The sequence below is a fragment of the Roseivirga sp. E12 genome, assembly GCF_017592825.1.
Classification (GTDB): Bacteria; Bacteroidota; Bacteroidia; order Cytophagales; family Cyclobacteriaceae; genus Roseivirga.
In genome coordinates, this window is sequence record NZ_JAGFMD010000005.1 from 142,689 (window position 1) to 166,032 (window position 23,344).

At 41.4% G+C, this 23,344-nt stretch carries 23 protein-coding genes; 9 read left to right on the forward strand and 14 right to left on the reverse strand.

Annotated features, from left to right (window positions below; translation table 11 throughout):
- Positions 1–80: 80 nt before the first annotated feature.
- The 7 genes from secDF to J4E76_RS13025 form a co-directional block, all read right to left on the reverse strand.
- Positions 81–3,107, reverse strand: a complete 3,027-nt coding sequence (gene secDF / locus J4E76_RS12995; protein ID WP_208504815.1) for a protein translocase subunit SecDF — start codon at positions 3,105–3,107, stop codon at positions 81–83.
- 103 nt (positions 3,108–3,210) lie between these two features.
- Entirely contained in the window at positions 3,211–3,576 is a 366-nt protein-coding gene (locus tag J4E76_RS13000) for a hypothetical protein (RefSeq protein ID WP_208504817.1), read from the reverse strand.
- Positions 3,577–3,614: 38 nt separating this feature from the next.
- Positions 3,615–4,241: a uridine kinase gene (gene udk, locus J4E76_RS13005; RefSeq protein WP_208504819.1), complete on the reverse strand. Its 627-nt coding sequence runs from the start codon at positions 4,239–4,241 to the stop codon at positions 3,615–3,617.
- A 24-nt stretch (positions 4,242–4,265) separates the two neighbouring features.
- Positions 4,266–4,844, reverse strand: coding sequence for an RdgB/HAM1 family non-canonical purine NTP pyrophosphatase (gene rdgB / locus J4E76_RS13010; protein WP_208504821.1), 579 nt, complete (start codon positions 4,842–4,844; stop codon positions 4,266–4,268).
- 31 nt (positions 4,845–4,875) lie between these two features.
- Positions 4,876–5,355, reverse strand: a complete 480-nt coding sequence (locus J4E76_RS13015; RefSeq protein WP_208504823.1) for an FKBP-type peptidyl-prolyl cis-trans isomerase — start codon at positions 5,353–5,355, stop codon at positions 4,876–4,878.
- Positions 5,355–6,227 carry an FKBP-type peptidyl-prolyl cis-trans isomerase gene (locus J4E76_RS13020; protein ID WP_208504825.1) on the reverse strand — a complete coding sequence of 291 codons (873 nt, stop codon included), beginning with the start codon at positions 6,225–6,227 and terminating at the stop codon, positions 5,355–5,357. The genes J4E76_RS13015 and J4E76_RS13020 overlap by 1 nt, the downstream gene beginning before the upstream one ends.
- Positions 6,224–7,249 (reverse strand): bifunctional oligoribonuclease/PAP phosphatase NrnA, encoded by a 1,026-nt coding sequence (locus tag J4E76_RS13025; protein ID WP_208504827.1) that lies wholly within the window; start codon positions 7,247–7,249, stop codon positions 6,224–6,226. The genes J4E76_RS13020 and J4E76_RS13025 overlap by 4 nt, the downstream gene beginning before the upstream one ends.
- Before the next feature lie 189 nt (positions 7,250–7,438).
- Between J4E76_RS13025 and J4E76_RS13030 the strand changes: the two genes are divergently transcribed.
- On the forward strand, positions 7,439–7,858 hold the full coding sequence (locus J4E76_RS13030) for a nucleoside-diphosphate kinase (protein ID WP_208504829.1): 420 nt from the start codon (positions 7,439–7,441) through the stop codon (positions 7,856–7,858).
- A 100-nt stretch (positions 7,859–7,958) separates the two neighbouring features.
- Here the strand turns inward: J4E76_RS13030 and J4E76_RS13035 are convergent, their stop codons facing one another.
- Positions 7,959–8,711: a ScpA family protein gene (locus J4E76_RS13035; protein WP_208504831.1), complete on the reverse strand. Its 753-nt coding sequence runs from the start codon at positions 8,709–8,711 to the stop codon at positions 7,959–7,961.
- Positions 8,712–8,862: 151 nt separating this feature from the next.
- Here J4E76_RS13035 and dxs point away from each other — a divergent pair, with 151 nt between their 5' ends.
- Entirely contained in the window at positions 8,863–10,797 is a 1,935-nt protein-coding gene (dxs, locus tag J4E76_RS13040) for a 1-deoxy-D-xylulose-5-phosphate synthase (protein WP_208504832.1), read from the forward strand.
- 260 nt (positions 10,798–11,057) lie between these two features.
- Here dxs and trxA read toward each other — a convergent pair whose 3' ends face one another.
- Complete coding sequence (trxA, locus tag J4E76_RS13045; protein WP_236017453.1) at positions 11,058–11,357, reverse strand: thioredoxin; 300 nt, start codon at positions 11,355–11,357, stop codon at positions 11,058–11,060.
- Positions 11,358–11,446: 89 nt separating this feature from the next.
- Between trxA and J4E76_RS13050 the strand changes: the two genes are divergently transcribed.
- Together J4E76_RS13050 and J4E76_RS13055 are read left to right on the forward strand one after the other, a co-directional pair.
- Entirely contained in the window at positions 11,447–12,232 is a 786-nt protein-coding gene (locus tag J4E76_RS13050) for a sterol desaturase family protein (RefSeq protein WP_208504836.1), read from the forward strand.
- A gap of 121 nt (positions 12,233–12,353) precedes the next feature.
- On the forward strand, positions 12,354–12,893 hold the full coding sequence (locus tag J4E76_RS13055) for a hypothetical protein (RefSeq protein WP_208504838.1): 540 nt from the start codon (positions 12,354–12,356) through the stop codon (positions 12,891–12,893).
- Positions 12,894–12,949: 56 nt separating this feature from the next.
- Here J4E76_RS13055 and J4E76_RS13060 read toward each other — a convergent pair whose 3' ends face one another.
- The 5 genes from J4E76_RS13060 to J4E76_RS13080 form a co-directional block, all read right to left on the reverse strand.
- On the reverse strand, positions 12,950–15,358 hold the full coding sequence (locus J4E76_RS13060) for an ABC transporter permease (RefSeq protein WP_208504840.1): 2,409 nt from the start codon (positions 15,356–15,358) through the stop codon (positions 12,950–12,952).
- 180 nt (positions 15,359–15,538) lie between these two features.
- Positions 15,539–15,949, reverse strand: a complete 411-nt coding sequence (locus tag J4E76_RS13065) for a hypothetical protein (RefSeq protein WP_208504842.1) — start codon at positions 15,947–15,949, stop codon at positions 15,539–15,541.
- A gap of 354 nt (positions 15,950–16,303) precedes the next feature.
- Complete coding sequence (locus J4E76_RS13070) at positions 16,304–17,746, reverse strand: aldehyde dehydrogenase (protein ID WP_208504844.1); 1,443 nt, start codon at positions 17,744–17,746, stop codon at positions 16,304–16,306.
- A gap of 2 nt (positions 17,747–17,748) precedes the next feature.
- Positions 17,749–18,729: a dipeptidase gene (locus tag J4E76_RS13075; RefSeq protein WP_208504846.1), complete on the reverse strand. Its 981-nt coding sequence runs from the start codon at positions 18,727–18,729 to the stop codon at positions 17,749–17,751.
- A 1-nt stretch (position 18,730) separates the two neighbouring features.
- Positions 18,731–19,519, reverse strand: a complete 789-nt coding sequence (locus J4E76_RS13080) for an SDR family oxidoreductase (protein ID WP_208504848.1) — start codon at positions 19,517–19,519, stop codon at positions 18,731–18,733.
- Positions 19,520–19,609: 90 nt separating this feature from the next.
- On the opposite strand from J4E76_RS13080, the gene J4E76_RS13085 reads away from it, so the two are divergent.
- Genes J4E76_RS13085 through kynU form a run of 5 tightly spaced genes read left to right on the forward strand, consistent with a single transcriptional unit; the run spans position 19,610 to position 23,344 of the window.
- Entirely contained in the window at positions 19,610–20,140 is a 531-nt protein-coding gene (locus tag J4E76_RS13085) for a 3-hydroxyanthranilate 3,4-dioxygenase (RefSeq protein WP_208504850.1), read from the forward strand.
- A gap of 25 nt (positions 20,141–20,165) precedes the next feature.
- Entirely contained in the window at positions 20,166–20,525 is a 360-nt protein-coding gene (locus J4E76_RS13090; protein ID WP_208504852.1) for a four helix bundle protein, read from the forward strand.
- A 37-nt stretch (positions 20,526–20,562) separates the two neighbouring features.
- Positions 20,563–21,573 (forward strand): amidohydrolase family protein, encoded by a 1,011-nt coding sequence (locus tag J4E76_RS13095; RefSeq protein ID WP_236017454.1) that lies wholly within the window; start codon positions 20,563–20,565, stop codon positions 21,571–21,573.
- Positions 21,573–22,067, forward strand: a complete 495-nt coding sequence (locus J4E76_RS13100) for a methylated-DNA--[protein]-cysteine S-methyltransferase (protein ID WP_208504853.1) — start codon at positions 21,573–21,575, stop codon at positions 22,065–22,067. The genes J4E76_RS13095 and J4E76_RS13100 overlap by 1 nt, the downstream gene beginning before the upstream one ends.
- Positions 22,010–23,344: a kynureninase gene (gene kynU, locus J4E76_RS13105; protein ID WP_236017455.1), complete on the forward strand. Its 1,335-nt coding sequence runs from the start codon at positions 22,010–22,012 to the stop codon at positions 23,342–23,344. The genes J4E76_RS13100 and kynU overlap by 58 nt, the downstream gene beginning before the upstream one ends.

Consider the following 23,344-nt stretch of genomic DNA (forward strand, 5'->3'; position numbering starts at 1 on the left):
CTCTCCATTCAAAATAGGATCATAAAAAATGCCATCCCGAATAATCGGGATGGCATTTTAGTTTTATATCTAATCCTAGATTAAGCTTGCTGTGCAGTAGCTTCTGCCTTAGCACTTGCTCTAGCTCTTGCCGATTCTTTTTCTCTATCAGCAGCGGCACCCAAAGTCTTCTTAGTTAAGTCAACAACAGTTGGCGTTGCTACAAAAACTGAAGAATAAGTACCTACTAGAATACCGATCAATAATGCGAAAGAGAATCCTCTCAACACTTCGCCACCAAAGATGAATAGTACGAGTACTACAATTAATGTCGTCATTGAAGTAATCAAGGTACGGCTGATCGTAGAGTTGATTGATTCGTTGAATGTTCCGATCAGATCTTTAGACCCTTTCAGTTGCAAGTTCTCACGAATACGGTCAAACACTACCACTGTATCATTTATAGAGTAACCTATAATGGTCAACAGGGCGGCAATAAAGACCTGATCAATCTCGAAGCTAATACCAAACCAACCTGCTATTGCAAATGCTGATAGTACAATGAATGCATCATGAACCAATGCCACAATCGCACCCAATGAGAATTGCCATCTTCTAAACCTGATTAGGATGTAAATAAAGATTGCAAGAATTGAGAATCCGAATGATTTGTAAGACGAGTTCTTGATATCATCAGCGATAGTTGCACCTACTTTTGAAGATCCAATGATTGTGAATTCACCAGCATCAGGATTAAGCTTTCCGTCCACAAAGGTTTTACCCGTTGCTGATGCAAGACCCGTTACCAAAGTGCCTCTTACTTCATTATCTACTTCGGTTGACTCTTCGTCAACTTTGTAGGAAGTAGTCACCTTCAGAATATTACTGGCGTTGTACTCTTTTACCTCAACACCATCTTCCGTAAACACTCCACTTGAAAGTGAAGCTTTAACATCAGATGCTACCATCGGCTGGTCAAACTTAACTACATAAGATCTACCACCTTTGAAGTCAACACCTAATCTCAAACCATTAGTCGAAAGCGCAATTGCGCCAACAGCGATAACGATTACTGAAATCATATAGGCTAATCTACGTTTGCCTAGGAAGTCAATGTTGATGTTAGTCAACCATCCTCTAGACAATGGCGTATCGAACGAAATATTGCTTTCATTTCCTCTCTTAGTCATCCAAGTCACAATAACTCTTGTGATGAATACTGCTGAGAAGAAAGAACAGATAATACCAATCATCAATGTGATAGCAAATCCTTTCACAGGACCCTGACCTAAGAAGTACAAGATAAGACCCGTTAGGAATGTCGTTACGTTTGCATCTATAATCGAGCTATATGCTTTCTTATAACCAGAGCTGATTGCTTGCAACAATGGAATACCATTGCGAAGCTCTTCTCTAATTCTTTCAAAAATCAGAACGTTCGCATCAATAGACATACCAATGGTAAGTACAATACCTGCAATACCTGGTAAGGTTAATGCCGCACTAAGGTTGGCCAAAATCCCCATAATAAAGAAGATGTTGAATAGTAAGGCCACGTTAGCGACAATACCACCCTTAGCATAATACGCGATCATGAAGATGACCACGATTAGAAGACCAGCCAAAATTGATGTAACACCCTGTCTTTGTGCTTCGATACCCAATGTTGGACCTACAACTGCTTCTTCAACAATTCTAGTTGGTGCTGGAAGCGATCCTGCCTTTAAGATATTAGCCAAATCCTGAGCCTCTTCTACAGTGAAGTTACCCATGATTTGAGAGCTACCATTTGGTATCTCACCATTTACATTTGGTGCAGTATATACATAGTTGTCAAGTACGATGGCAACACGTCTGTTGATGTTGGCACCTGTTAGGTTCTTCCATTTCTTGGCACCTATAGAGTTCATCTGCATGCTAACCGCAGGGCGTGCTCTTTCGTCAAGGCTTTGACGAGCATCAGTCACAACCTCACCTGTTAGTGGTGCCTCACCTCTTGCAGACTTAATTGCAAAAAGCTGTAGTAGCTCAGTTCCTTCCTCAGCCTTAACACCCCATTTGAAAGCGAGGTTGCTTGGGATTAGTCTTGCAATCGCATCATTATTAAAGATTCTGTTGATCTTTCCGGTATCGGCTAAGTCATAGAAGAATCCTTGATAAGGTCCCTGTCTCTGTAAAGCAAAGAAGCTTGATACTCCAGGAGTACTAGTCTCTGTTGAATCGGCAACCGTGGTATCTGCAGCTTGTGGTAATTCTGCCTCAAGTGAGTTCTCACTTTGTGTAGCCGCTGGCTGTATTTCTGAAGCCAGATCAGTGGCTACTGCAGACTTGGCTGCAGTCTCGATTTTATCTAATTCAGTGTTGATTGCGTTCAGAGTAGAAGCAATTTCGTTCGGCTCATAAACCTCCCAGAATTCTAGCTTTGCAACACCTTGAAGAAGTTTTCTTACCCTTGCTGGATTGTCAACACCTGGTAGTTCAATTTGAATTCTACCTGTTCCTTGGAGCCTTTGAATGTTTGGCTGAGAAGTACCAAAACGGTCAACTCTTGTTCTCAGAATCTGGAATGCACGGTCAATTGCCAAATCAACTTCTTCGTTGATCACACCCATTACATCTGAATTGGTAGACTCAAAGCTCACCCTACCACTATTGGCTGCATTAGCAAAGATTCTGCTTAGTTTTCCGCCTGGAGCAGTTTCGTTGTAAGCTTGCTCAAATAGTTCCGTATATGGAGCCTGGCTATTCCTTTGACGTTCTGCCGCCAAATCGATAGCGGTTAAAAAGTCTGCATCTTGACTATTTCCCGAAAGACCTTTGATAATCTCGATTGGAGAGACTTCTAAGGTGACATGCATACCACCTTGAAGGTCAAGCCCAAGGTTTAATTCAATCTCCTTAATGTCTTTGTATGTAAATTCTGCGCCTAAGATGTTAAGCACTGGTTCCATCCAAATGGAATCTAAATAGGCTTGTTTTTTTGTCTGATCGACTACGCCTGATTCATTCTGAGCATATTCTACGGCATCTGCTTGTATCCCTCTTGAAAAGAAGGTAATCGATAGGTAATACAAACAAAGCGCTGTAATGACGACTGTCAGAAAAACGATTGTATTCTTATTTTTCATTGGTATTAATGGTTATTCAAAAAGATTTAATGAGTTATTTGAGCGAAGACGCTCAAGGAATACATCTTTGGATTAAGATGCATCTATTTGATCAAATGTATCGTTAGGGTGCGTTTGGCGATTGAAACTGCCGAAACAAAGTCTTAAAATGCGGAGAATCGTATAGCGCGACTTCAGGTAAGAAAGGGACTTTCTCTTCTGTTTCGCGAATAACTTCTCCTATGAATATTGCTTGAAAAGGCTCTAGCTCTATACCACTAATCGGTAATATTACCTGTGAGGTGAGTGAATAGACTATATCTCTTTGTGGAACCTTTTCCGACTCTTCATCTGCCTCAATGATTTCCTCACATATCTGATTGCTCTGATGGCTAATCACCTCTTGACAGACCACAAAGACGGCCACAAAAATTCCTAGAAGGAAAAATAGCGATCTTTTAAAACCTGATATGTTCTTTTGGATTTTCATTCAGCGGCACGAATTTAGTAAAACGATCGAAGAAAATATCAGCCAGCAGGCATTATTTTGCTCTGTATGGCCGCTTTTATCACATGAAGTGCCTTGTCAAAATCTCGATTGTTCGGGACAACTAGATCTGCCTCCTCTTTATATGGCTCAATATATTTCTGATAGGAAGGCATAATATGGTTCTCATATTTGTAAAGCACGTCATCCGCATCATAGCCACGTTCTTCTCTATCTCGTCTTAGTCTACGCTGAAGTTTGACATAATCTCTTGCGTCAATAAACACCTTAAGGTCAATTAACTCTGAGATTTTTTTATAGTGAAATATGAAAATTCCCTCAACCAAAATCACTGGGGCAGACTTTCTCACCAAGGTCTTAGCCTCTGCATTGGGATTGTTAAAGGTATATTCCTCCTTTTGAATACTTCTGCCCTCACTTAGTGCTTTAAGATCAGAGGCAAAGTGTTCATAGTCGATGGACTCGGGTCTATCAAAGTTTAACTCACCATTCTTGTCAACCAATTGATACTCCCTTGGCCTATAATAATCATCCTGAGATATACAGGTTACATACCTACCATCGAACCCTTCAATCAATTGTTTGAGGAATCTGGTTTTACCAGAACCACTTCCACCTGTAATACCAATGATGTATGGCTTTTCCATAATGCAAAAATAGAAAGCTTAGCGTTAATTCAGTTTATTTAGAAAAGCAGCCAGTTTTTCAACTGACCTTTTTCGATGACTCATTGTATTTTTTACTTCAGCTGACAGCTCTGCAAAAGTTTTGGTATAACCTTCGGGAATAAAGATTGGATCATAGCCAAAACCATCTTCGCCTATCTTTTCTGAAGCAACTGTGCCTTTAATAATACCTTCAAATTGGTATACTCCAGAATTATCAATATAAGTCACTACTGCCCGAAATTGAGCTTCTCTACTATCAGAAGGGCTTAACTCAGACAATACTTTGTCCATGTTTTTAACAGCATTTCGGTCGCCAGCATAGTGAGCCGTATGAACCCCTGGCCTACCGTTCAATGCAACTACTTCCAACCCCGAGTCATCAGAGAAAACTGGCATTTGAAACTTATCAAAAAGGTATTGTGCTTTTTCCAAAGAATTCTCTTCGAGCGTCTCATGAGTTTCTGGCAACTCACCTTTAAAGCCAATCTCATTTAGAGATTGAACTTCAAAACGATCACCAAGGATCGTTTTCACCTCTTCCAGCTTGTGCAGATTATTAGTTGCGAAGCAAATTTTTTTCATGCCTAAAGAAAAAGTGCCCATGGGCACTTTGCTATCTTACATCTAAGACTTGGATGTCGAAAACCAGAACTGAGTTAGGAGGAATAAATAATCCCTGTCGATTGTTACCATAACCAAAACCCGATGGTATGAAGATAGTTGCCATGGTACCAGCGTTCATTTCCTGAAGGGCGATCTCCCAACCTTGAATTACATCACCTCGGCCAATCACTACATCAATAGGATCTAAACCAATTGAGGAATCAAACTCTGTTCCATCCAAAAGATACCCTCTGTAATCGACAATAACAGTGCTTCCAAACTCAGGCTTAGGGCCTGTACCTTCTTGGTTAACAACGATTCTTATTTCACTAGGTCTAAGCGTATCGGCCACAAGATTATTCTCCGAGAGGTAGTTCTCAATTAGATCGACATCTACACGGAGTTGCTCCGCTTCATCAAAGATATTGTCCTGATCGCATGAGGCAATCAGACAAAACAAAATAGGTAAAAGGTATACTAATCTCTTCATCACTTAATGTCAACTAATTCCACATCAAAAACTATTACTGTGTTAGGTCCAATTTGCGATCCAAAACCTGAAGTACCGTAAGCCAAGTATGAAGGAATTAGGAGTCTTCCTTTCCCCCCTTTACTAAACTTGGGTATCCCAATATTCCATCCTTGAAGAATTTCTCTGTCCCCCAAAACAAAAGACCTTGGCCCATATACTCTGTTAGGGTTAAACATATCATTCTCTCTGGCAATCGCCTCACTGCTTGTATCAATCAGTGTTCCATCAAGCAGAGACATTGAGTACTTTAAGAATACTTCATCTCCATTCTTCGGAAAAACACCGTTTCCTTCTTGCAAAGATACGTAATAGACACCTTCTTCGGTTGTAGAGGCTTCTAAATTATTGTTAACGACAAAAGCTTCAATTAATTCTTTATCTCTCTTGGCTTGTGCTACTCTATTTCTTTCGAGAACCGTGGATTCGTTCTCTATTTCGGTTACTCGGATATTCCATGTAACTAACTGCGTGGTATCCATTCTAGGGGAAATAGGAAGGCCGGTAAAGCTCGCATACTCACCAAGAGACATTTGAATTTGAAGACTGTCTCCTTCACCAGTTAAGTTTAATACTTCGCGGATTGCTGGTGGTGCTCCAATATTTGGATTAATAAAGAATCCACCTTCATCTGTCTGAAAAATTAAGGAATCGCCCAAATAATGAGCCATATCCATGAAGATCACATCTCCCATTTTTGGCTTATCTGCTCCCTTATCATCTAATAACCTATACTTCAAACCAGATTCCAAGACAACATATGGCGGAGTTTGATCACAAGCGACAACCAGCACCAAAAGACTTACCAACAATGTGAAAACACTTCTTTTCATAGTCTTCTGTATTCTTCCTCCAGTTGGTCTTTGTATTCCCCCAAAACTCCTTTAAAGCGATTCACAGCCTCTTCTAGAGAGATATCAACCTTACCCCCGGCTGCATTGCGATGACCTCCACCATTAAAGTATTTGTTAGCAACTTCGTTAGCAGGAAACTTCCCAATTGATCTTAAAGAGATTTTCACCCCGTCAGACGACTCTTTAAACAATCCAGCAAGAGTGATACCCTCAATGGATAGTGCGTAATTGACCAAACCTTCAGTATCACCAGTTTTTGAATTATACTTCTGTAACTCATCTTCTGATAACGCAAAAAAAGCAACACGGCTCTCAGGAAGAACCTGCAAATTCTGGCTAAGTGCATACCCAAGGAAGCGAAGTCTATTTATGGAGTTCTTGTCATATATCTCTTTAGAGACACGACTATTATCTGCTCCATGAGCAATCAAATTAGCGACTACTTCATGAACGTTTTGTGTAGTATTAGGATGCCTGAACCCTCCAGTATCGGTCATTATACCGGCATAGAGGCATTCGGCAATATCTTTATCTATTAGGTCACGATCTCCCAATGCCACAATCAATTCGTAACAAAGTTCGCATGTCGCAGCTGCTCCAGTATTCCAAAGTCGGAAGTCAGCAAAATCTTCAGGGTCTAAATGATGATCTACATTTACTTTAAATCCATTCGCTTCCTTGACCATTTCTCCCAACTGATTGATTCTGCTTAAAACAGAAAAGTCGAGTGTTATGATTACTTCGGCCTGATTCATTAAAGATTGTGAGGCCTCGTGAGTGTCTTCACTATAAACCAAAACATCATCATTGCCTTTCATCCAATGTAAAAAAGCGGGATACTCAGATGGAGTAATCACTTGGACATCATGGCCTTTTTTTATCAAGTAATTGGCCATACCTAATGATGAGCCCAATGCATCAGCATCAGGTTTCACGTGCGTGGTAATGACTATTTTACTGGGGCTACTAAGCTTGGATTTTAATAACTCTAAGTTCTGCATGCACTGCTTCCGACAAAGTCGGTCCGTCAAGAATCGGCAAAGTTGTCAAGAAATCGGCTACGAAACAATCAAAGAGACCTTGATTATCTGAATATTAAGTCGTCAAAAGATTCATTATCAGGGTCTCTCTTATTAAAAATTATCTTCTATTTTTGCGCTCGAATTTTAAAAAGGAACTATAAAACGATTATGGCAACTAACAGAACATTCACAATGATTAAGCCTGATGCAGTAGCGGATGGTAACATTGGTGGGATCATTAAAATGATCGAGGAAGCGGGTTTTAAAATCATTGCTATGAAATATACCAGATTGACTACTGAGTTAGCTGGTAAATTCTACGAAGTACATAAAGAAAGACCTTTTTACGGTGAGCTAGTAGACTACATGTCTTCTGGGCCTATCGTTGCAGCAATTCTTGAAAAAGATAATGCTGTTGAAGACTTCAGAACTTTAATTGGTGCTACTAACCCTGCAGATGCTGCGGAAGGTACTATCAGAAAGATCTATGCTAAGTCTATTGGAGAAAATGCTGTTCACGGTTCAGATTCTGACGAGAATGCGGCTATTGAAGGAAACTTCTACTTCTCAATGGGTGAAAGATTCTAGGAATTAGAATAATTCTATCTTGAAGCGGCTTATTGCCGCTTTTTTTATGCCTTAACTTGCTAAGACACATGAATAACTGGGATGTAGAGGGTTCAGAAGTCTATTCTGTGACCAGTTGATCTTCGATTTTTTCGACCCAAAAATTATTGAAGCCCTCGCCTAAATGCATTGTAATCTTACGCATTTGGAGTAGATCAAGAATTGAAAGAAAATTAAAAATCACTGCAATCTTATTCGGTTCAAAGGCAATCAGCTCAGTAAATGAGAGCCTAGGAGAATCTGCAAGCTTATCAAGTACAAACTGGCGCTGAGTGCTAATGGAATATGGGTACTGAACTACCTGATGTGTTGGTTTTTTCTGTTCATACTCAAAACGAGAAACGACTCTTTGGTAAACTTTCAAGAGTTTATAGAGGTCGATATCTTGAAGTTCTGCTTCAACATTGCTGCTCTCTGCTAGTTTTCTCAGTTCCTTAGTAATATTACCTCGCTTCTCTTTCTGAAGGCGATCACCTTCTAGATTGCTCAATTCTTCTATTACCGATTTATACTTTTTGTACTCCAGCAGATGACGAACGAGCTCTTCACGAGGATCTACCTCATTCCCCTCTTCATCCAAAACTGGTCTAGGGAGTAACATTTTTGCTTTTATCCGCATCAATGTGGCAGCGACTAAGATGAATTCGCTAGCCACTTCTACATTCATTTGCTCCAAACGATGCAGGTAATCAAGAAAATCAGAAGTGATTTTGTTAATCGGAATGTCGTGAATATCGAGTTCGTCTCTTTGGATAAAGAATAAAAGCAGGTCAAAGGGACCTTCAAAGAGCGGAAGTTTTATTTCGAAACTCAACGATTATAAAGCGTTTTCAATCAAATATATAGAGAATGACTAAATGTCTCATTTGGAGCCAAAATAATTTTTAATTTTGGGGGTTGATTAAAAATCTAAGCCAAACATTTAACACGTAGTGTTGTTGATAAGGCATTAGTTTTAAAAATCTATGTTGATAGAGCCAGGACCCCTACTTTCCAAAATTGATTCCCCTGCCGATTTAAAGCAATTAGATCAGACCCAATTAGTGAAGGTCTGTGATGAGTTGCGTCAATTCATTGTAGACAATGTCTCCGTTTATGGTGGACACTTTGGAGCTTCTCTGGGTGTAGTTGAATTGACTGTGGCACTTCACTACATCTTCAATACCCCAAAAGATCAGTTGGTATGGGATGTTGGGCATCAGGCCTATGGCCACAAAATATTAACAGGAAGACGTGATGTCTTCCATAGCAACAGAATTTACAAAGGTCTTTCTGGCTTCCCTAAGCGGAAAGAAAGTGACTATGATACTTTTGGTGTCGGCCACTCTTCTACTTCTATTTCTGCAGCCTTGGGAATGGCAATAGCCAACCAATACAAGAAAGACGATCGACAACATATTGCCGTAATAGGTGATGGTGCCATGACTGGGGGACTTGCCTTCGAGGGCATGAACCATGCGGGTGATACCAATGCCAACGTGCTGATCATTCTGAATGACAACTGCATGTCAATTGATCCTAACGTTGGTGCGCTAAAAGATTATTTGACAGACGTCACAACATCGCACACCTATAACAAGGCTAAAGATGACGTTTGGAAACTATTGAGCAAGTTCTCAAAGTTTGGAAAGAGTGCGCAAGAGGTTATTTCAAAAGTTGAACACTCAATGAAGTCGTTGCTTCTGAAGCAGAGTAATCTTTTCGAAGCACTGAACCTCAGGTATTTCGGGCCAGTAGATGGTCATGATGTGCATCATTTGACCAATGTGCTCAAGGACCTTAAAGATATTCCAGGACCTAAAATCCTTCACTGCGTTACGGTAAAGGGTAAAGGGTACAAACCTGCTGAAGAAGGAAATGCCACTAAATGGCATGCTCCTGGTAAGTTTGACAAAGTAACAGGCGAAGTATTTAAGAAAGTACCTGATGCACCTCAACCACCAAAGTATCAAGATGTTTTCGGCCACACGCTGGTAGAATTGGCTGAGCAGAACGACAAGGTTATGGGAATTACCCCAGCGATGCCTTCTGGCTCTTCCATGAACATCATGATGAAGGCTATGCCTGACCGTGCTTTTGATGTTGGAATTGCCGAACAGCATGCCGTCACATTCTCGGCAGGCTTAGCCACTCAAGGCTTGATTCCTTTCTGTAATATCTACAGTACATTTATGCAGCGTGCCTTTGATCAGGTCATTCATGATGTCTGTATTCAAAACCTTCCCGTGACGTTCTGCCTAGACAGAGCAGGTTTTGCTGGTGCTGACGGCCCAACACACCACGGTGCTTATGACATTGCTTACATGCGATGCATCCCCAATATGATTGTTGCTGCTCCTATGAATGAAGCAGAACTGCGTAATATGATGTACACTTCTCAATTACCACGCGAAGGGCAAGCTTTTACCATCAGATACCCAAGAGGAACTGGTGTTATGCCAGAGTGGAGAACTGAGATGAAGAAAATGACCATTGGTACCGGTAGAAAAATTGCAGATGGAGAAAATGTTGCGATTCTAACTATCGGTCATATTGGAAATTATGCCGTCACGGCAAGAGAACAACTGGCAGAAGAAGGATTGAATCCTGCTCACTACGACATGCGATTTGTCAAGCCTCTTGACGAAGAGTTACTTCATGATATTTTCAGAAACTTCAAGAAAGTGATTACAGTCGAAGATGGCTGTGTTATGGGAGGTTTTGGTAGTGCAGTGCTAGAGTTTATGGCAGATAACGGTTATGCCGCCAAAGTAGTAAGACTGGGAATTCCTGATGCCATTGTAGAACACGGAACTCAGGAGCAACTACATGGAGAATGCAATTTCGATGTAGCCGGTATTGCTAAAACTGTTCGTGGACTGTCAGGCGTTAAGGCACCGAGTAGTGCGTCTTCTAATTAGGCCTTACGATCTAAAGTAAATTTTCGATTCCTTCTTGACTTAGACTCGAGTTTGAGATAAATCAATGATCCTACGATTGGAACAAACAAAAGCAGAAGAAAGCTGAAAAGCCTCTGTGTTCCAGGGCTAACGTCATTGTACAATCTATAGAAAGCAAAAAACATTAATGCAATATGCAAGAATGTCAAAATCTGAAATGCGAATAAGTTATTGTCGTACAAGTATATGTCCATAGTATCCGAAATGTACAAATTTCAAGATTATGATGCCCTTTCGATCATCTGGGCTAAATCACGCTTAGTCATAACACCCGCCTTATTCTCTACAACCTTTCCATTTTTAAATAGAATCAATGTAGGAATGCTCCTTACCCCAAAGCGTTGAGCAATGGGCTGGTTCTTATCTACATCTATTTTGATCACCTTCACCTTGTCTCCCATTTCTTGAGCTACCTCCTTCAGGACAGGCGCCATCATTTGGCAGGGACCACACCAGTCCGCATAGAAATCCACTAAAACGGGAGTATCCTGATCAATCAATGTCTCAAACTTTCCTTTCATCACTATCTAATTAAGCAATTCTAAAACCTAAGAATTGATTCATTTGTTCCCTAATTTCACAAAAGCTAATTATTGCATCAACTGATTCAATGCATCAATACGACTTTACAGATCCATTGACATTTCTCACCCTTACTGCCCTCATGTTTTTGATGGTTGTATTCAGGTATACCTTAGTAGCTGGTATCTTCTATATTGTCTTCTATATCATAGATCCGAAGGACTTCCGAGGTAGAAAGGTTCTTCCTCCTACCAAAGACAAAAAGCAATACAGACGTGAGGTGATGTGGTCTACACTTACTTCTCTATTCTTCGCCCTAGCAGGGGCTGGCATGGTGGTGCTATGGCAGAAGGGCTATACTGCTATTTATGAAGATATAGACCAATATGGTTGGTGGTGGATGCCTGTAAGCTTTCTTATTGCAGCATTGATTCACGAGACCTATTATTACTGGCTTCATCGCTGGATGCATAAACCCAAAGTCTATCGCTTGATACACAAAGTCCATCATGACAGTCATATCACTTCTCCATGGACCTCATTTTCATTTCATCCGGGTGAGGGAATCTTACAGTCAGTGATTATACCCCTCGTAATTCTCTTCTTGCCTATGCACTACTGGACGATTGTTACGCTATTGACCTTTATGACCTTGACAAGTGCGATCAATCATTCGAATGTAGAAATCTACCCAAAGGGATTTCATAAGCACTGGCTGGGAAAATGGATGATTGGTGCCACACACCACAGCCTTCATCATACCCAATACCGCTTCAACTTTGGACTGTATTTTACCTTTTGGGACAAATGGATGAATACTGAAAGTGAGAAGTACTCTGAGGATTTTGAGAAACACACTAGTCCAACCAAATAGGCTCTTTTGCTAAAATAATATTTGTTTCTAAAAAGAGAATATATTTAATTTGTTGAAATCCAACACATACGATCTAGTCGTATTTGGATTAAACAGGTCATAAAACTCAAAAGAAACAGAAATGAAAATTATCAAATTATTTTCTCTGGCGGTCCTCGGATTTGGGCTGCTAATGAACAAGCCAAACCATGAAGTAATCATTCGTACAGCTGATGGTGGAGCAATAAGTCTCAATACCACAAAGTACTATCAAAAGCGTGCCACAGATATTTTACTCACTAAAACCAATGCCGAGGGTAATGAAGAATGGTTTAAAATTTATGGTGGTAGCAGCTACGATAAGGCAAGCGATTTGATCGCAACCGATGATGGAGGTTATGCTATATTAGGTTCTACCAGCTCCTATGGTAATGGCAATTATGATATCTACTTGATCAAGGTTGACAAAAAAGGTAAAAAGGAATGGAGTGAAACCTATGGAGGTTTCTATAACGAATATGGTTACTCAATAAAGCAGCGTAGCAATGGTGATTATACCATTCAGGCCACTGGACAAGGGTGTTTCAATGAAAATGGATCGCCCAACTGCGATAAGGACAAATGGGCCTTCAATATTGATAGCAAAGGCCGACTAAAGGGTAAGCAAGAAATAGCCAAGTAAATAAAAGCCACCTTGAGACTTATTTCAAGGTGGCTTTTTCACTTTTCAGTCAATTATTATTCGTACCGTAGACTATCCACCGGATTTGCTTTGGCTGCTCTTGAAGTTTGAAAACTCACTGTTGCAATCGCGATCAAAAGAACGAGCATTGCTGGGAAAGCAAAAATATACCAATAAAGGTCAATCCTAAAAGCAAAGCTATTTAACCATTGCTCCATACCGTAGTAGGCGATCGGAATTGCCAAGATCACGGATACTACAATCAACTTCAAGAAATCTGTAGAAAGGAGTTTCAGGATACTTGGTACCGAAGCCCCTAATACTTTTCTAACTCCTATTTCCTTGATTCTCTTAGAAGTCATAAACGCTGCTAAACCGAATAGACCAAGGCAGGCAACAAAAATTGTCAAGCCAGAGAAGATGGTAAATACAGAGCCGAATTGTTTGTCAGCTTCATATTGATCTTCAAATCGATCTTCAAGGAAGAAGTACTCGAATGGATTACCAGGGAAAAATTGTGCCCACTTTTCCTGAGCCATTTGAACCACCTGCTGTGTATTTGCAGCATTGTATTTTACTGAATAGAAGCCGTCAGCATTTGGAATAAGTCTAAAAAGCAACTTGTCATAATTCTCCTTTAAAGAAGTATGATGATAGTCTTCCATCACACCAATAATAGTATAGACATTACCCCAAAAGTAAATGCGTTCACCCAATGCCTCCTCAGGATCAGCAAAACCAAAGTCCTTTGCAGCTGCTCTTGAGAACAAAATCTTCGACTCCTCATCACCAAATTCTCTTGAGAAACTTCGACCTGCAATCACTTGCATGTCATATGACTCTACAAACTCATAGCCTAGCCCAAGAACTCTATATTGCTTTCCTTCACTGTCAGGTGCTCCTTCTTTTCTAATACCTCCAGCATTCCAACCAACTCCTCTACCGGGCACGCCAGTACTCACCACTACGTTCTCAACATTTGCATCTGTTTTCATTACCTCAGTAAAAGCAGTAAGCTTTTCGGTATAGGTAGAGTCCGTTACACTAGGCCCATTAATTACCATTGTTCTGTCAATATCAATACCCAGCTCTTGATTTCTCATAAATGAGATCTGTTCATAAACGGTATAAGTCCCTATAATCAGACCCACAGAAGCCATAAACTGGAATATCACCAATCCCTTTCTTAACAATCCGCCTCCACCTGAGGTAAGTTTTGCGCCTTTAAGGGTATCAATAGGTTTGAAAGATGAAAGCACAAATGCTGGATAAAGTCCTGAAAGGAAGGTACCCACAAAAAAGAGCACACCTAAGCCTAACCAGAAGCCCTGTTGAGCAAACAGTGCCATTGTCATCGGTTGATCTGTCAGGTTAGCAAATGCCGGTAGTACCAAAGCCACAATTAAGAAGGCCAATATCACCGCGAATAAGTTCACTAAGAAAGACTCAGTTAAAAATTGTCTAATCAATTGGCCTTTTTGCGACCCTAAAACCTTTCTTAACCCAACCTCTCTTGCTCGTTCCATTGACTTGGCGGTAGCCAGATTGATGTAATTAACCCAAGCGATCAGCACGATAAAGAATGAAATAACCAGCAAGGCATAAACTGAATCACCATCACCGTTCACTTCGGCCTCACCTATAAAGTTTGAATTTAGGTGGATATCGGCCATTGGCTGCAGTTCAAAGTCCATCCAGGTATCCACATTTCGCATTTCCTCGCCCCATTGACTCTCGACAAACTCATCAATCTTTACTTGAAAAGCTTCAGCAGTAACTCCCTCAGCCAGTTCTATATAATTGAAATAACCATCCCAGTACCAAACTCGATTGGCATCAGCAGCGAAGTCTCCCTGTGCCGCGGTTGACCATGAGGCAAGAATATCAAACTTAAAATGAGAGTTATCAGGAATATCCTTAAATACTGCGGTGACTGTAACAGAGCGGTCGCGGTTATACATCAGTGTCTCTCCTACAGGATCTGTTTCTCCAAAATACTTTTTTGCAACGCTCTCAGAAATGGCAATTGTATTCATTTCGGTCAGAGCGTTTTCAGTATCACCCTTTACTATTTCCGTTCCGAAGATCCTAAAGGCATCCTGATTTGCGAAGTAGATGTCCCTCTCCATAAACTCTATATCGCCTTTGGAGATAACACCTCCAGTGGATGTTAGACGTGCATACCTTTCAACTTCAGGATATGCCTCATTGAGTAAATGGCCTATGGAAACGACTCCAGAAGCCCACTCTGTGCTTAATTCGCCTTGATTGTAGCGGTTAGTTTTAATACGGTAAATCTTAGAAGCATTCTCATTGAAATTCTCATAGCTCAACTCATAGTTGACATATTGCATAATGAGTAAGCTGGCTGAAATCCCTAGGGCCAGTCCGGTGATATTGATAAAAGAGAAAATCCGATTCTTTAGAAGTGACCGGAATGCGATCTTGATATAATTTTTGAACATGGTGGTTTGAGTTTATAGTAGGACCTTGATTTTTTAAAGTGGTTACACTTTAAGACGACTTTCATATCAGATTATTACAACTTCTTGAAAGACATCAAGGTATGTACAAAGTTGCACTCAGACCCAAGAGGTATCAAAGCGAATTCAGACCGAACAGGATATGAGACCGATGGATCGGGACTACCTCAGCCGTTTTTTCATTAAAAAATTCACTTCCTGACCAACGGCCGTCTGTTCTGCAACGTTATCTCTGCCGTCTCCTAAAGGCAAAGTATAGGCAAAAACAAACTCCCAACCCTGAGCACTCATGTAGTTGAGCGCATCCACAGCCGAATTGAACTTCTTCACTTTTCCACTATTCTCATTTCTGATGCGCGTATCGCCACCCCAGAAGTTTCGCTCTTGCCCATAATCGAGTCGAATTGAAACTTTATTAGATAGGAATCGAGGCCTTATTCTTATTTGAGCATATACCTCTCTTTGCACTATAGTGGTATCTGCAACTTCAGATTCATAAACACGCTGGCCAAAACTCACATTTGAAATGACCAGGAAACCCAGCATAAGGGTGAAAAACAATAGCTTTTTCATCTTCGATATTTTAGGATAAATAAGATAGTAAAATGGAGGGAAAACTTTGGTGGGTATAAAATAAAAGAGTCACTCCCGTTGGAGCGACTCCCTTTCACCTAAACACCTGGGTAACTAACTACTCATAGTGAATCTTTCGATTCCTACACCCAGACTTATCTTTAATTTACCGGGCGGTAAATGTTATTTCAAATTCCAGTTCGGGTCTACTATCCCCCGTACTGTAAAATCAAAGTTAGTAGGATTTTTAATTAAATAAAATTTAACAAATCAATAATTTCAAAAAAAACGAACAAAATGCTCTAGAAGCTGTTGTGGTCATTTAAATACACTTTTTTGTTGTACGTCCCAACCTTACAGTTTTATACACACATTCTTCTTCTCTGTAAAAAAGTTAAGAACATCCCATCCTCCCTCTCTACCAACACCACTTTTCTTAACACCACCGAAGGGGGTTCTCAGGTCTCTAAATAGCCAACAATTGACCCAAACGATTCCTGCTTTTAATTCAGAACTCACACGGTTGGCTTTATGCAAATTGCTTGTCCAAACGGTGGCAGAAAGCCCATATTCCGTACTGTTTGCCATAGCCAAGACATCTTCTTCACTGTCAAATGGTGTAATGGTAACGACTGGGCCGAAAATTTCTTGCTGATTTGTTTGACAATCATGCGATAAGCCTTCAATAACTGTCGGTGCTACGTAATAACCCTTGGCCAAATCTCCATCTAGATGAACCTGGTTACCTCCGGTGAGAATCGTTCCACCTTCTTTTTTGGCAAGATCAATAAAGCCCAATACCTTTTCCATGTGTGGCTTAGAGACCACAGCTCCCAAATTAGAGCCTTCACTAGCAGGATCGCCTACAACCAGCTTATCTACCCTAGCAACAAAGGCGTCTTTAAACTTGTCATAAATAGACCTTTCCACAAAGATCCTTGACCCACAGAGGCAAATTTGGCCTTGATTGGCAAAACTAGAGTGAACTGATGTCTTCAAAGCCTCCTCGAAATCGCAGTCTGCGAATATGATGTTCGGATTTTTTCCTCCCAGTTCTAAAGAGAGTTTCTTAAACATTGGTGCAGCAGTTGCCGCAATTCGTTTACCCGTCTCTGTTCCCCCTGTGAAAGAGATTGCCTTAATTTCTGGATGCTCTGATATGGCTTGACCTGCATTCGGACCAGTACCATGGACTATGTTCAACACGCCTGCTGGAAGCCCCGCTTCAATACATAATTCCGACAATAAAAAAGCAGTCATCGGGGTAATCTCAGAAGGCTTGGCCACTACGGTATTACCAGTAGCTATGGCAGGTGCTATCTTCCAGGTGAACAAGTACAAGGGAAGATTCCATGGAGAAATACAGCCCACCACACCTATTGGAGATCTCAATGTCATATTAATCGCATCCTGATCACTTTGATGTGCTTCAGTCGACTCATGAAGGATTGCCGTTGCGAAGAACCTAAAGTTGGCCGAAGCTCTGGGAATATCTACCCGACTCGCTAGCTTGATAGGCTTTCCATTATCTTTTGATTCAGCCGCGGCCAGACGGTCGTGGTTCGCATCTATCAGGTCGGCTACCTTAAGCATCAAATCAGAGCGCTCCTTTCTGCTGGTTTTAGACCAAGCTGGAAAAGCATCAGAAGCCGCATCAACAGCTTGCTGAATGTCCTTGGATGTGGAATCGGGAATTTGACTGTAGACTTCACCATTGGCAGGGTTGTAGTTGTCAAATGATTGGCCATTTGCAGCCTCTACCAACTCTCCATTAATGTAATTCTTAATGATCTCCATTGTTAATTCCAGTTAGAAACGATAAATCTTTCCACATTTTTATGTGCCAGTCTTGATAACTGATCACTTGTTAAATCTTGTTCAAGTTGATTCAGAATTCCGTGATACTTTGAGGCATCCTCATGCTCAGGAAAGTAATAAGGATCTCTCGCAGGGTCGGGAAAGTCACCAGTATAAAAGAAGTCCGCACCAAACGCCATTGCCTGCTCACCACCTTTTAAATCAAAACCATATTTCACATGATCGAGCAGCGCATTAGCATCATCATTATTCAAAAATGCACGTAGAAAGTTGATACCAATAAGCCCTCCTCTATCGACAATCTCCTGTGCGTTCGCCTTGGTTAAATTCCTTGGGTGATCCCATACTTCGCGAAAGTTAGAATGACTTGCTATTACAGGAACCTTAAGCCCCTTTTTATAGGTGTAGTCGAGAATGTCATGGGCCAAGGCATCGGAAGTATGCGAAAGATCAACCGCAATTTCTCTTCCATCCATATAATCTAGCAAGGCTTCACCGTCAGGCTTTAGTCCAGCTGTCGCGTAGTTTCCACCCCCAAAACGATTTTCAGTATGATGTGTAAAGCTGATATAAAACAACCTCTCTACATTGGATATAATGGTCTCCAAGTTTTTGAAGGCATTGTCTAGTGGCTCCTCCTCATTGCAAATACCAGACGCACTTTCTAGAGAAGCAACTATTCCTATTCGGTCGTTAGACGAATCAAATTGGGCATCCGCCTGATAGATATCGGCAGAATAGTCGGTCAATAATCGCTTATAAATTTCAGATTGTGCTACACCATTTCTTGAACTGGCTTCCTCCACAGCAGTGTAGATGGCCATCACCTGCATTTTGACATTGCCCTCTTTTAGAAACGGAAACCCTGCACCAAATGCTTTGGTCTCAGGACTCGCATTCTTATTCATGAGCAAATACACCAAAAGGTCGCAATGGAGATCTATGACGGGCGCATTCGACATGTTAAAGGCTCCCCGTCCTTCCTCCGTCAACCGGAAGGTTAACACCATTGATGTAACCGGCTGATGGAGTTGCTAAGAACACCGCTGCCGCTGCCACCTCCTTGGCATCCGCAAAACGCTTGGCAGGCACGCTGGCTTTCATTGCAGCATCGACTTCTTCGATACTCTTTCCAGTTTTCTTAGCCTTGTTTTCAATGATCGAGCTTAGGCGTTGTGTAGAAGTTGCTCCCGGTAGAACGTTGTTAACTGTTATTCCAAACTGGCCCAATTCGTTTGCCAAAGTCTTAGACCAGTTGGCAACTGCGCCTCTAATCGTATTCGAAACACCTAAGCCTTGCAATGGCACTTTGACCGAGGTACTGATGATATTGACAATCCGACCATAAGCCGAATCTTTCATACCAGGAACCATCGCTTGGGCGAGAATTTGATTGCAAATCAAGTGCTGATTAAAGGCAATTCTGAACTCATCTATACCAGCATCAATTGCCTGACCACCAGGAGGACCTCCTGTATTGTTAATCAGAATGTGATATACACTTCCTTGACCCAGATGCTCGTCAATCGCAGATTTTAATTGATCTGGTTTCGAAAAGTCGGCCACTAATGTTTGATGATTTTGACCAGAAGTGTGAAAAAGTTCAGACTTCACCTGACTCAGCACTTCCTCGTTACGAGCGCATAAAGTAACGCTGGCTCCAAGGTTGGCCAATTCTTCGGCTATTGCTTTGCCTATTCCTTGCGTACTACCACATACGAAGGCATTTTTTCCATTTAAGTTAAGATCCATAAGTTTTGGGCTATCAACCAAAGTTATGAAAATCGGGTTTAGTCCTACCGTGATTTTCTGTATTTTAGAGGCAAGCTAAATAGAAAGGAAATGGGCATTAAAAGACCTTTCAATCTGAATCAATGGATTGAAGATAATCGCGATTTACTGAAGCCTCCCGTAGGTAACAAAAACCTGTATCCTGAAGGGACCGATTACATTGTCATGATAGTTGCTGGACCGAACGCCAGAAAAGATTATCACTACAATGAGACGGAAGAACTTTTCTATCAGCTGGAAGGAAACATTACGGTCCGAATTCAAGAAGATGGAAAAGCAGTCGATATCCCACTTGGCCCAGGCGATATGTATTTGCACCCACCAAAGGTGCCCCACTCTCCCATGCGATCAGAAGGCTCTATCGGTTTAGTGATCGAACGTGTCCGAAAACCTGAGCATACTGATGGCCTCATGTGGTTTTGTGACAACTGCAACAACAAGCTGCATGATACTTATTTCCCACTAACCAATATTGAGAAAGACTTTCTGCCAAGGTTCAAAGAATTCTATGGTTCAGAAGACCTAAGAACCTGTAAGAGTTGCGGTCACACTATGGAAGCTGATCCAAGGTTTGTGGAATAGATATTAAGTATTTGGTTTTTAGTTTATGGGTTCACTCAAAGATTTTACTGAATTAGAAGTATGGATAGCTTCCAAAAAACTCACTAATACGGTTTATAAAGTCACAGAGCAATTCCCTCAAAAAGAGAATTATAGATTGACTGACCAAATGTGTAGAGCTGCCGTCTCTATCCCATCAAATATTGCCGAAGGAATAGGTAGAAATACCAACCCTGACAAGAAGCGTTTCCTCTATATTGCAAGAGGGTCGGCATTTGAACTTGAGACGCAAGCCCATATTGCTTATGACTTGAACTACCTGAACGATGAGAGTTTTAAGAAAATCAAGTCTGAAATTCTCTCAGTTAAAAAACTCATTAACGGATTTATCAGCTACCTAAAATGAGACCAAATACTAGTAACCAAATACCAAAATCTAGCAAATGCTAAAAATCGATATGCATACCCACATCATTCCAAAGCATCTGCCCAAGTGGACAGAGAAGTTTGGATATGGTGACTTCATTAACCTCCACCACCATAAGGAAGGGGCCGCGATGATGATGAAAGGCACAAAGTTCTTTCGTGAGATTCAGTCTAACTGTTGGGATGGTGAGGAGCGTATTGAAGAGTATGCTACACACGGCACTCAAGTGCAGGTAGTGAGTACCATACCAGTGATGTTCTCTTACGATGCAAAACCCGAGGATGCATTGGAAGTTTCTCGCTTCCTGAATGATGACATCGCTGATCTTTGCCGAAAGTATCCAAAGAACTACATCGGCCTGGCTACTATCCCTATGCAGGATGAGGAATTGGCCATTCAAGAATTAGAGCGTTGCAAAAATGAGCTTAACCTTCCGGGCATTCAGATTGGCTCAAACATTAACGATAAGAACCTGAGCAGCCCTCGCTTCTTCCCTATTTTCGAAGCTTGTGAGCGCTTAGATATGGCCATTATGGTTCACCCCTGGAATATGATGGGCTTTCATAGCATGGAGCGCTACTGGCTACCATGGCTTGTAGGAATGCCTGCGGAAACTTCAAGGGCGGCTTGTTCCATGATTTTTGGGGGAGTACTTGAAAGATTACCGAACCTAAGAGTAAACTTCTCCCATGCTGGCGGATCATTTCTCCCCACCTTAGGAAGAGTTGAACATGGCTTCAACTGTAGACCAGATCTTGTGGCCATCGACAATCCCGTCAACCCAAGGGAGTACTTGGGTAAATTTTGGATCGATAGCATCACACATGATCCATTGCTATTGAAGTACGTACTGGAAGTACAGGGGTCAAAAAGAATCACCTTAGGCTCCGACTACCCTTTCCCATTAGGAGACCTTGAAATTGGTGCTTATATAGAGGAGATGGGACTCTCTGATGAGATAGTAGAAGATATTTTTTGCAATGCCACACTGGAATGGCTAGACCTTCCAAAAAGTCAGTTTGAATAATGAAAGATACTGCCATATCATATATGGATAGCCCTCTGGGCAAAATCAAAATCGTTGGTGAAAACGACCACATTAAGCGAGTCAGCTTTGTGGAGGGAGAAGAGAGAGAGACCGATGGACCCGTTCCTTTAGTAGTAAGAAACTGCAAAAAGCAGCTAAAGGAGTACTTTGCTGGAAAGCGTAAAGAGTTTAATGTACCACTAGATCCTGATGGCACAGATTTTCAAAAGCAAGTTTGGGAGGCTCTTTTAGATATTCCCTTCGGAAAAACTTCGACCTACGCCAAGCAGTCTATTTCCCTTGGAGATATTAAAAAGATTCGAGCTGTTGGAACTGCCAATGGTAAAAATCCAATTGCCGTCATCATCCCATGCCATCGTGTAATTGGAACTGACGGCAGTCTCACCGGCTATGCCGGTGGGCTCGACAAAAAAGAATGGCTATTAAGGTTAGAAGAAAGTATGCCTGGCCAGAATCAAACAAGCTTGTTTTAATGAACTTTGAAAATAGTCTTTCATTCGCTAGAGCGCTGGATGCAGCCGACCCACTAAGGTCTTATAGAGATCGCTTTCATATTCCGCAAGTCAATGGAAAAGACAGCTATTACTTCACTGGCAATTCATTGGGACTGCAACCGAAATCTGTTCGTGGATTCATCGAAGAGGAATTAAAAGGTTGGGAAACCCTGGGTGTTGAAGGTCATTTCGAAGGACACACTAAGCCTTGGGCACATTACCACAAGTTCAGTAAGGAAGCGCTAGCAAAAATAGTTGGTGCCAAACCATTGGAAGTAGTTTCAATGAACAACCTAACGGTGAATCTTCACCTGTTGATGGCCTCATTTTATCAGCCAACAGCTTCTCGATACAAAATTATTTGTGAGGCTGGAGCCTTTCCATCAGATCAATACATGTTTGAAACCCAATTGAAGTTTCATGGATTAAATCCTGATGAAGCTTTAATTGAATTGACTCCTAGAGGGGGTGAGCACATCCTTAGAACGGAGGACATTCTTGCGGAGATCAAATCAACGGGTGACGAACTCGCTTTGGTTCTGATCGGAGGAGTTCAATACTATACTGGCCAGTTCTTTGATCTTGAAAGCATTACAACTGTGGGTCATGAAGTTGGGGCATTGGTTGGCTTTGATTTGGCCCATGCTTTCGGAAACCTGCCACTCTCCTTACATGATTGGGGTGTAGACTTTGCCACTTGGTGTTCTTATAAATACCTCAATTCAGGTCCAGGAAATGTATCTGGAATCTTTGTGAACGAACGCTTCGCTCATGACGATTCTTTAAATCGTTTTGCAGGCTGGTGGGGCCACAACGAATCGGAGCGCTTTCAAATGAAGAAGGGCTTTAAACCAATGCCCGGTGCCGATGGATGGCAGTTGAGTAATGTCAATGTATTGTCCACGGCAGCACACTTAGCTTCTCTTGAAATATTTAACGAAGTGGGCATGGAAGCGCTCCGCAGCAAGAGTTTAAAACTGACCGGATTCATGGAATTCCTAGTCAATCAGCTAAGCGGTGAGGATCAAATCTTTGAAATCATTACTCCCAGTAATCCAGAAGAAAGAGGCTGTCAACTCTCAATTTTCTGTCATAAAAATGGCAAGCAGCTCTTCGATGCTTTGACCAAGGATGGAGTCATTGCTGACTGGCGAGAACCAAATGTAATACGGGTGGCGCCTGTCCCATTATATAACACTTTTGAAGATGTGTTTCACTTTGCTCGACTACTCAGAGAGCACTTAGAAAAGATGTAG

Bases quoted from the DNA above. Each gene is read 5' to 3' on its own strand.
- kynU (WP_236017455.1), top strand. From the start codon at position 22,010: ATGGCTATTAAGGTTAGAAGAAAGTATGCCTGGCCAGAATCAAACAAG.
- J4E76_RS13055 (WP_208504838.1), top strand. From the start codon at position 12,354: ATGAAAATTATCAAATTATTTTCTCTGGCGGTCCTCGGATTTGGGCTG.
- rdgB (WP_208504821.1), bottom strand. From the start codon at position 4,844: ATGAAAAAAATTTGCTTCGCAACTAATAATCTGCACAAGCTGGAAGAG.
- J4E76_RS13000 (WP_208504817.1), bottom strand. From the start codon at position 3,576: ATGAAAATCCAAAAGAACATATCAGGTTTTAAAAGATCGCTATTTTTC.
- J4E76_RS13090 (WP_208504852.1), top strand. From the start codon at position 20,166: ATGGGTTCACTCAAAGATTTTACTGAATTAGAAGTATGGATAGCTTCC.
- J4E76_RS13065 (WP_208504842.1), bottom strand. From the start codon at position 15,949: ATGAAAAAGCTATTGTTTTTCACCCTTATGCTGGGTTTCCTGGTCATT.
- J4E76_RS13080 (WP_208504848.1), bottom strand. From the start codon at position 19,519: ATGGATCTTAACTTAAATGGAAAAAATGCCTTCGTATGTGGTAGTACG.
- trxA (WP_236017453.1), bottom strand. From the start codon at position 11,357: ATGAAAGGAAAGTTTGAGACATTGATTGATCAGGATACTCCCGTTTTA.
- dxs (WP_208504832.1), top strand. From the start codon at position 8,863: ATGTTGATAGAGCCAGGACCCCTACTTTCCAAAATTGATTCCCCTGCC.
- J4E76_RS13015 (WP_208504823.1), bottom strand. From the start codon at position 5,355: ATGAAGAGATTAGTATACCTTTTACCTATTTTGTTTTGTCTGATTGCC.
- J4E76_RS13100 (WP_208504853.1), top strand. From the start codon at position 21,573: ATGAAAGATACTGCCATATCATATATGGATAGCCCTCTGGGCAAAATC.
- secDF (WP_208504815.1), bottom strand. From the start codon at position 3,107: ATGAAAAATAAGAATACAATCGTTTTTCTGACAGTCGTCATTACAGCG.
- J4E76_RS13095 (WP_236017454.1), top strand. From the start codon at position 20,563: ATGCTAAAAATCGATATGCATACCCACATCATTCCAAAGCATCTGCCC.
- J4E76_RS13050 (WP_208504836.1), top strand. From the start codon at position 11,447: ATGCATCAATACGACTTTACAGATCCATTGACATTTCTCACCCTTACT.
- J4E76_RS13025 (WP_208504827.1), bottom strand. From the start codon at position 7,249: ATGCAGAACTTAGAGTTATTAAAATCCAAGCTTAGTAGCCCCAGTAAA.
- J4E76_RS13020 (WP_208504825.1), bottom strand. From the start codon at position 6,227: ATGAAAAGAAGTGTTTTCACATTGTTGGTAAGTCTTTTGGTGCTGGTT.
- J4E76_RS13085 (WP_208504850.1), top strand. From the start codon at position 19,610: ATGGGCATTAAAAGACCTTTCAATCTGAATCAATGGATTGAAGATAAT.
- J4E76_RS13070 (WP_208504844.1), bottom strand. From the start codon at position 17,746: ATGGAGATCATTAAGAATTACATTAATGGAGAGTTGGTAGAGGCTGCA.
- J4E76_RS13030 (WP_208504829.1), top strand. From the start codon at position 7,439: ATGGCAACTAACAGAACATTCACAATGATTAAGCCTGATGCAGTAGCG.
- J4E76_RS13075 (WP_208504846.1), bottom strand. From the start codon at position 18,729: ATGTCGAATGCGCCCGTCATAGATCTCCATTGCGACCTTTTGGTGTAT.
- udk (WP_208504819.1), bottom strand. From the start codon at position 4,241: ATGGAAAAGCCATACATCATTGGTATTACAGGTGGAAGTGGTTCTGGT.
- J4E76_RS13060 (WP_208504840.1), bottom strand. From the start codon at position 15,358: ATGTTCAAAAATTATATCAAGATCGCATTCCGGTCACTTCTAAAGAAT.